This window comes from uncultured Nostoc sp., from assembly GCF_964245445.1.
Classification (GTDB): Bacteria; Cyanobacteriota; Cyanobacteriia; order Cyanobacteriales; family Nostocaceae; genus Nostoc.
Genome location: NZ_CAXTNE010000345.1, coordinates 1 through 7,098, shown reverse-complemented (window position 1 = coordinate 7,098; position 7,098 = coordinate 1). Strand labels below are relative to the sequence as shown.

The 7,098-nt window shown below is 42.4% G+C and carries 8 protein-coding genes; 4 read left to right on the top strand and 4 right to left on the bottom strand.

All coding sequences use genetic code 11. From position 1 onward, the window contains the following. Positions 1 to 27 precede the first annotated feature (27 nt). A complete protein-coding gene (locus ACFE90_RS34195; protein WP_375506727.1) occupies positions 28 to 207 on the bottom strand; it encodes a hypothetical protein in 180 nt (59 codons plus the stop codon). Between the two features lie 302 nt (positions 208 to 509). Here ACFE90_RS34195 and ACFE90_RS34190 point away from each other — a divergent pair, with 302 nt between their 5' ends. Next, a complete protein-coding gene (locus ACFE90_RS34190) occupies positions 510 to 677 on the top strand; it encodes a CopG family transcriptional regulator (protein ID WP_375506726.1) in 168 nt (55 codons plus the stop codon). A gap of 760 nt (positions 678 to 1,437) precedes the next feature. Here the strand turns inward: ACFE90_RS34190 and rpsU are convergent. Together rpsU and ACFE90_RS34180 are read right to left on the bottom strand one after the other, a co-directional pair. Further along, the gene (gene rpsU / locus ACFE90_RS34185; protein WP_375506725.1) at positions 1,438 to 1,629 is read right to left on the bottom strand and encodes a 30S ribosomal protein S21; all 192 of its coding nucleotides are present in this window, start codon (positions 1,627 to 1,629) and stop codon (positions 1,438 to 1,440) included. 120 nt (positions 1,630 to 1,749) lie between these two features. Beyond that, positions 1,750 to 2,070, bottom strand: coding sequence for an RNA-binding protein (locus ACFE90_RS34180; protein WP_109007425.1), 321 nt, complete (start codon positions 2,068 to 2,070; stop codon positions 1,750 to 1,752). 338 nt (positions 2,071 to 2,408) lie between these two features. Here ACFE90_RS34180 and ACFE90_RS34175 point away from each other — a divergent pair, with 338 nt between their 5' ends. After that, on the top strand, positions 2,409 to 3,803 hold the full coding sequence (locus ACFE90_RS34175) for a TldD/PmbA family protein (RefSeq protein WP_375506724.1): 1,395 nt from the start codon (positions 2,409 to 2,411) through the stop codon (positions 3,801 to 3,803). Between the two features lie 149 nt (positions 3,804 to 3,952). On the opposite strand, the gene ACFE90_RS34170 is transcribed toward ACFE90_RS34175, so the two are convergent. Then, positions 3,953 to 4,843 carry a hypothetical protein gene (locus ACFE90_RS34170; protein ID WP_375506723.1) on the bottom strand — a complete coding sequence of 297 codons (891 nt, stop codon included), beginning with the start codon at positions 4,841 to 4,843 and terminating at the stop codon, positions 3,953 to 3,955. A gap of 279 nt (positions 4,844 to 5,122) precedes the next feature. On the opposite strand from ACFE90_RS34170, the gene ACFE90_RS34165 reads away from it, so the two are divergent. Together ACFE90_RS34165 and ACFE90_RS34160 are read left to right on the top strand one after the other, a co-directional pair. Beyond that, positions 5,123 to 5,653 (top strand): pentapeptide repeat-containing protein, encoded by a 531-nt coding sequence (locus tag ACFE90_RS34165; RefSeq protein ID WP_375506722.1) that lies wholly within the window; start codon positions 5,123 to 5,125, stop codon positions 5,651 to 5,653. 687 nt (positions 5,654 to 6,340) lie between these two features. After that, positions 6,341 to 7,098: hypothetical protein (locus tag ACFE90_RS34160; RefSeq protein WP_375506721.1), on the top strand; the 758-nt coding region annotated here is incomplete at its 3' end.

The following is a 7,098-nucleotide window of genomic DNA, read 5'->3' as shown; positions in this document are numbered from 1 at the left end:
TCTTTATACTAACAAAAAGCCTTCTCATCACAATGAGGAGGCTTTTGTTTTTCCTGGAATATAGTGCGTTACAGATTTTTCATATATCAGTGGTGCGGGGATGACCACCCGTTTCGTTTCTGGAATTAGATGAGCGAGGATTCTCCATTCAGCATTGCTGAGATTGGTAGGATATTCTTGGGGAATATTGTTAGCAATTATTATCAATAGATGTACTCTCTATTTGCATCTTCTAGTTAGTCTTCTACTCAATTTCCCCTTTAGATTGACTTTATAAATAGCCTTTTACTTTAATATTCGTTTTACATTCTATTTATAATTATTGCCCTAAAACTAGCTAAACTTCATACTTGAGAATATACTCTACCTCTTCACTATTGCTTAGAAAAACATAATATGTTGCTTCATGATTACTTAAATTAAATGTCATTAGTTATACCCTTGTAGTATCAGCTTAAAAGATTGATATTAGAGAAGTAGTTTAAAAATATAGTTTGTCTGTCTACTACATGAATAAAAAATGGGCTGCTAAACGACTTACAATCAATCTCACATCAAGTGAGGCACAGAAGCTTGAACAATACTGTTCAATGACGGGAAGACCAGCAACCGATGTTATTCGGGAGTTAATTCGCTCTCTTTCTGCTCAAGAGGAAAAAGTGTCCCAAACCTACTAAATCATACTCAACAAAAAACAAAATCATGATGGGTATATTTTAATTCCTGAGTCAAAGATAGTGTTTTACACTTATCAATGATTTTCCTATAAACACGCGTTATAGGTAGCAACTAACACAGCCTAGATGTGATTCTGCTCATTTAGCCATGCCCAATATGGATGGTTTTGAGCTAATAGTTCACCTATAAGCATCCGTAAACCTGTCTGTTTTCATCGTCTTTAGTGCCAACGTATTTGAGGAAAATCACCAGCAGATTTTGAAGGCAGGGGCAAAAGCATTCCTGCCCAAACCCTCCAGATCGACGAACTACTCCATAGGCTGCGATCGCTGGGAGTGGATGTATGTCTAATCTCCATCTCCGCAGCCCGACCATTTGGGGTTTTCCATGCTACTTCTTACCCTTCTCCGTCAGGAGAAGGGTTACAATTCGAGTATTACTTGCCTAAACTCCTGGCTTAATTTTCCAAGACGAACCTTCTAAAGTCTTGTAGACTACTAAGGGAATGCCAAAAATAAATTTTTCAGCTAAATTTTCATAAATTCAGCGTAGTGATCGCCATCCTGCAAGTAACAATCAAAAGTTTTCTTGCAGTTGGGGTACACACCATTATTTACATGCCCATTTTATAATCAGTAATGCCTTTGCCAAAACCTACCTTTTAGATTTACATGCAGGAGTAGAGCGATCGCTTCTTCGACAGTTAAGAATTTAATGAGAGAGTGCGTTAGTGTACTTTACCGTAGGTATCGCTTGTTTTTAATTGGCACGGAAATTTCTCTTACGTTGTTTGTGCCTTGCAACTTCTTTGCGCTTGTGTTTTTCCAAAGGCGTTTCAAAGTGACGATGCTTTCTCATGTCTGGAAAAATACCTGCTTTGGAAACTTCTCTCTTAAATCGACGTAAGGCTGACTCAATTCCTTCATTTTCGTCCACAAATACTTGGGTCATTTTCATCTCCTATTTAATTGGTACTGGGCAATTTTAAGCTATCCAGTAGACCGAAGCGCAAAAAGGGCAGATTCATTATCTGCCCTTAAGACCTTAAAACTTAATTTTTAATCTTAAAGCTTAGTAGCGTCCTCGGTTATATCCACCACCGCCGCCGCCGCGACGATCACCACCACCACCAAAGGAACCACTTCTGTCTTCCTTGGGTTTAGCCTTGTTCACTTTGAGATCGCGTCCCATCCACTCAGCACCATCAAGAGCTTCAATAGCAGCTGTTTCTTCAGCTTCTGTACCCATCTCTACGAAAGCAAAGCCGCGTGGACGGCCTGTTTCACGGTCAGTAGGCAACTGAACGCGTTTTACAGAACCATGTTCAGCAAAAACAGATGTGAGGTCTTCTTGTGTGACCTCGTAGGATAGATTACCTACATAAATTGACATGCGTTATCTCCAAAATCATAGGTGTGTAGAGATTTAGATTTCGGAGACAAGCTTGTTAAGACCAAAAGGGAAAAGCCTGTCAATACTAAAAACAAACGCTGTAACCGAATTTTATTCTCACCTAATTACCTTAGCACATCATTGAGTTCTTACCCACCGTAACTAAAGATTAGGGATTGGGGATTGGGGATTGGGGATTAGGGATTGGAGAAAAATTTATTTATTACCCAGTCTCAAGTACCCAATCCCCAGTCCCCAGTCATCTCATAATATTGAGTAGCAGATATTCCCCAATTAATTGCAAAATAAATGCAGTTAGTCATTGTTACTAATTGGAAATGCCGACTACACTTGCTGACGCACAAAATTTACTTTCTGACCTGATCGCCCGCTACTCTGAGCGTGTAGATTATCTGATGATTCGCCTTGAAGAAGCAGAAGGGACTGATATCTTGTTGCGTGGCGACAAGGTAGAAACCCTCAGTGAAGGCATCTCCATTGGTGGACATATTCGCGCTTGTTATAAAGGTGGATGGGGTTTGAGCTGCTTTAACCAACTGGTGACAATCAAAGATCGCATAGAAGAAGCGATCGCTGCTGCGCGGATGGTTGGTGATGAAGAAACTTTACTTGCACCTATTGACCCAGTGCAGGCAGTATGCATTCTACCCCTCAAAGGCACTGATCCCCGAAAAATCCCACTCTCGCAGAAAAAACAATTGTGCGATCGCTATACTGAATTGCTCAAAAGCGTTGATCACCGGATTACCACTACCTCGGTGCGTTACGGTGACAGCGCCCAACAAGTGATCATAGCGACCTCAGAAGGCACTTTGATCGAGCAATCTTGGGTGGATATGGAAATGCGCTTTGCGGCTACTGCCAGAAATGGCGAAACCGTACAAACTGGACGGGAAACCACTGGCTCTCGCAAAGCTTATGAAGATTTAACTGATTTGGATGAACAGGTAAAAAGTGCCGCTCAAAGAGCGATCGCAGCTTTATCTCTGCCATCGGTCAAAGGCAATATTTACACCGTAGTCATTGACCCAATTCTCACGGGTTTGTTTGTCCACGAAGCCTTTGGACATCTTTCTGAGGCCGATATGGCTTACGAAAACCCCGATCTGTTGGAAGTCATGACCATCGGACGGCGGTTTGGCCCGGAAGAACTCCAAATTTTTGATGGTGCCGCCCCAGAGGGACATCGCGGTAGCTATTTTTACGATGATGAAGGCACGCCTGCTACTACTACTCAACTAATTAAAGATGGAGTTTTAGTTGGACGTTTACATTCTCGTGAAACCGCAGGCAAATTGGAGGAAGCGCCTACGGGGAACGCACGCTGTCTCAACTATCACTTTACTCCTATTGTACGGATGACAAATACCTGGATTGAACGGGGTAAAACACCAGTTAAAGACTTATTCACCGATATCAAAGAAGGAGTTTATGCTCGTAATTGGTTGGGTGGGATGACGAATGGGGAAATGTTCACCTTCAGTGCTGGGGAAGCGTGGATGATTAGGAATGGCAAAATTGCTGAACCAGTGCGGGATGTAACGCTTTCGGGAAATGTATTCCAAACTCTAGCCGATATTGAGGCAATTGGTGATGATTTTTACTGGGATGAATCTGGCGGTTGCGGTAAAGGAGGGCAAAACGGTTTATCAGTGGGTTGTGGTGGTCCTAGTCTCCGAATTCGAGATGTAGTGGTTGGTGGGGAAACGTAAACTATAGCGGTTCTCACTTTAGTGCAATACAGTCTGAACCTCACCCCGTATTTGAGGTATGCAAATACTCCCCTCTCCTTAGCAAAGAGAGGGGGTGGGGTATGCAGCAAAATCCAATGACTAATGACCAATGACTAATAGCTACTTAATCAATTTGCTAGCCAGAAAGCGACATTACGTACATAGGTTTTGATATCTTCTAAGGCGCGTGGCTCTTTTTTCATGCCATCTCCTGGTGGCTCATCTACAAAAGTGGGACAGCCTTTGTTAATATCCCAGTTGTAATCTACCAAATGATGAAAGCTGGAGTTAGCTACTGCTCGTCCTAGTATATTCCCCTGTTCATTTTGATGATGCTCGATCGCTACAACCAAATTGAAGTTACGACCTGTAACTAAACTTTTACCCAAAGCTATTACCCGCGCGTTTGCATTTCCTAAAGGCACGCCAATACCGCCTTCGTGGGGATGTGTTGGGAAAAATTCGATACTTCCCGAAGGGGAATTGGGATTTTTTAAAAGTTCGTGAATGGGTTCAACAATGGTAATTTTTTGATAATCGCCGTTAGCTCCAGAATGATAGTTGGGCCAGGAGATATAAGTTGTGTATGAGTCATCTCGGCTCCAGCGAGATTCATCGGGGTCGGGATTTTTGGTGTTGAAATAGTGGACATCACCAATGTCAACTAAACCACACATTGAATAGCCCATATCCTGATGATCCCGTGTTGTCAAAATACCGCCGCCGCGTTGCCGAAAAGCATTAATTCCGGCAATGTCTTTTTCGGTTAAACCCTTATCCACCTCTAATCCAAATAGCCAAAGTTCATCAAAATCTGATTTGTCGAGACTACTTAAAACTGGATCACTGCCTACTGCATCTGATTCGTAATCGCGTCCCGTAACTTCAAATAAGGAGTTTCCTGCTTCGTCTTTAATCGATGCTAAGTAATCTTGTAACATCGAAAAACGAAAAATGCTCCAGTCATCTTCAGTCGTAGGAATCGTAGTCTGCAAAAGAATACGAATTGGTTTTGCCATAACCTCTGCCAGATGAACACCACAATTGAGTATAGCGATCGCTTTGCACTAATGCTTAAATTTTTAAATCGCGCAACATCCCTCCCAAGTATGAAAAAAAATCATAACTCTAGGTAGTAGCGCCAGTAGTTGAAGATGGCTAATCTAGACAAAGGTGATTCGATATTCACTCCGGTTTAATTCACTACACCAATCCTCCGTGGCGCGTGCTGGGGATTTACTGTCTGTCTGAGTAAGCTGGATAGCCTCAATTAAACGTTCCTTAACACAGCGACAGATATGAAAGCAGATCAACTCCTGAAAAACTATGCCGCAGGTGTCAGAGACTTTACTGGTATCAACTTGAGCGAGGCAAACTTAAAGGAAGCCAATCTCAGTGGCATAATTTTGGATAAAGCAATTTTAGATGGAGCTAATCTAAGTCACGCTAATTTAGCCCAAGCCAGTTTGATTGAGGCAGACTTAAATGGAGCAAATTTGAGCAATGCTGACCTCAGTGGTAGCAACTTAAGCGGAGCTATCTTAGATGGAGCTATTTTGGATGGAGCAGCAATGGAAGGAGCTAATTTGAGCCAGGCTGATTTGACGGTTGCTAAACTGATTGAAACTAACTTGAGTGAAGCGGATTTGCAGGAAGCTAGTTTGATAGCGGCGAATTTAGATGGAGCCGATTTAAGTGGTGCAGACTTAACTGTAGCCGACTTATCTCAGGCAAATCTCACGCAAGCAGATTTGAACCAGACAAATTTAAACGGAGCAAATTTGGATGGAGCCAATATAGAAGGAACAATCCTGGATGAGAATGTGTGACACTACCGACTAGATAAACCCATGACCACTCGCTTCTCTTCGAGACCCTGCGCGTAGCTTGCTTCTCCGTAGGAGTACGCTCGAATTCATGCATTCATGCATTTAAAAAAGGGATATAACAACCCTAAATTTATTTATGGGGTTCTTAATTTTGAATAAGTGAATGTGTGATTTTTGACTTTTTAGTTTGCGTAGGGTCTCTCAGAGAAGGGACTAACTCGCGTCCAGTATGTAACTCTGGTGGCGATTGCTCACTTTTAACCAATTTCCCAAAATCTCAGTACCTGATTTTACAGACGTATCCAAGGATTTTTGGGCTTATAGCGATATTTTAGAAGTTTATAACGATTTTCATACCATTCCCGACATGCCGGAAAAGCTGTTGCCTATATATTAGAATAGGAAACATTTGTCAACTATCCAGATTCCAATCTGCTTGTACCTTCATGTCCGGTAATATGCGCCGAAGTTGCAGCAATAATTTATCAGGCATTAGTAGCCATTGGGCAAACATCTGCGATTAAATCAGTCTATGTAGGGTTGCATTCTGGAAGTTGACAAGTAAAATAGGAAACACTGCTTATCGGCTTGATACTCTTGGGAAAAAAACCATGTAGTTAAAAGCACGTTAGGCTAATATGCGATGGGTGACAAATCTTAGACCTATTGCCTAAAGCTAATAGCCCCATGTTAACAACACTTCCAGACACCTCTGCCAACTTAGCGATCGCCTTGTTAATTAACTATAGTTTCGATCTCAGTGGCTATACTGCCAATGAGCTAGTTGAGCGTTGGCAAACGCAATACCCGCTTAATTGGTTACACCTGGCAGTGATTGAAGCACTATATCAAGGTCGTTATAAAGCTGTTTCCGTGCAGCAAATTTTAGTATTTTGGCAGCGCCGAGATCAGGCTACATATCATTTCAACATGGAATTTGAACGGATGATTTGTAGCAAATTTCCCCAAAGTTTAACTTCATCGCCTGCGCCAGCTCTACCGCCAGCCAAGAAAAACCCCACTGTAGAGAAAGTGACAAGTCCTCAATTACCACCGGCTAAGATTCGCAACGGCTATCAACACAGCAATACTGCAACTCTACAACTAAGAAGTTCCGAACAAAAAACATCTGTAGATGAAGAAGGGAAGGAGGAAGCTAGGGACAATAAAACTGTCCTGAAGTCTCCCCTTTCGGGAAAATTTGCTTCTTCAACAACGTTTCAGTTATCATCTGCTATCAGTCAAAGGCAAGCTTCACAAGAAAGTCCACCGCCTTCACCATCACCAATTCCTCATCAACGGCAGCCAAAACTACTCCCACCTGCTCCCATTCATGCCCCAATCGGGCAATTTACTCCAGAAAAAAGCGATCGCTCTGAATCTTTTACATCTAAACTCAAAGCGATGTCTGGCGAACAGAATCCGCCAGTTGGGGGGAGTGGGGG

Bases quoted from the DNA above. Each gene is read 5' to 3' on its own strand.
- ACFE90_RS34190 (WP_375506726.1), top strand. From the start codon at position 510: ATGAATAAAAAATGGGCTGCTAAACGACTTACAATCAATCTCACATCA.
- rpsU (WP_375506725.1), bottom strand. From the start codon at position 1,629: ATGACCCAAGTATTTGTGGACGAAAATGAAGGAATTGAGTCAGCCTTA.
- ACFE90_RS34180 (WP_109007425.1), bottom strand. From the start codon at position 2,070: ATGTCAATTTATGTAGGTAATCTATCCTACGAGGTCACACAAGAAGAC.
- ACFE90_RS34175 (WP_375506724.1), top strand. From the start codon at position 2,409: ATGCCGACTACACTTGCTGACGCACAAAATTTACTTTCTGACCTGATC.
- ACFE90_RS34170 (WP_375506723.1), bottom strand. From the start codon at position 4,843: ATGGCAAAACCAATTCGTATTCTTTTGCAGACTACGATTCCTACGACT.
- ACFE90_RS34165 (WP_375506722.1), top strand. From the start codon at position 5,123: ATGAAAGCAGATCAACTCCTGAAAAACTATGCCGCAGGTGTCAGAGAC.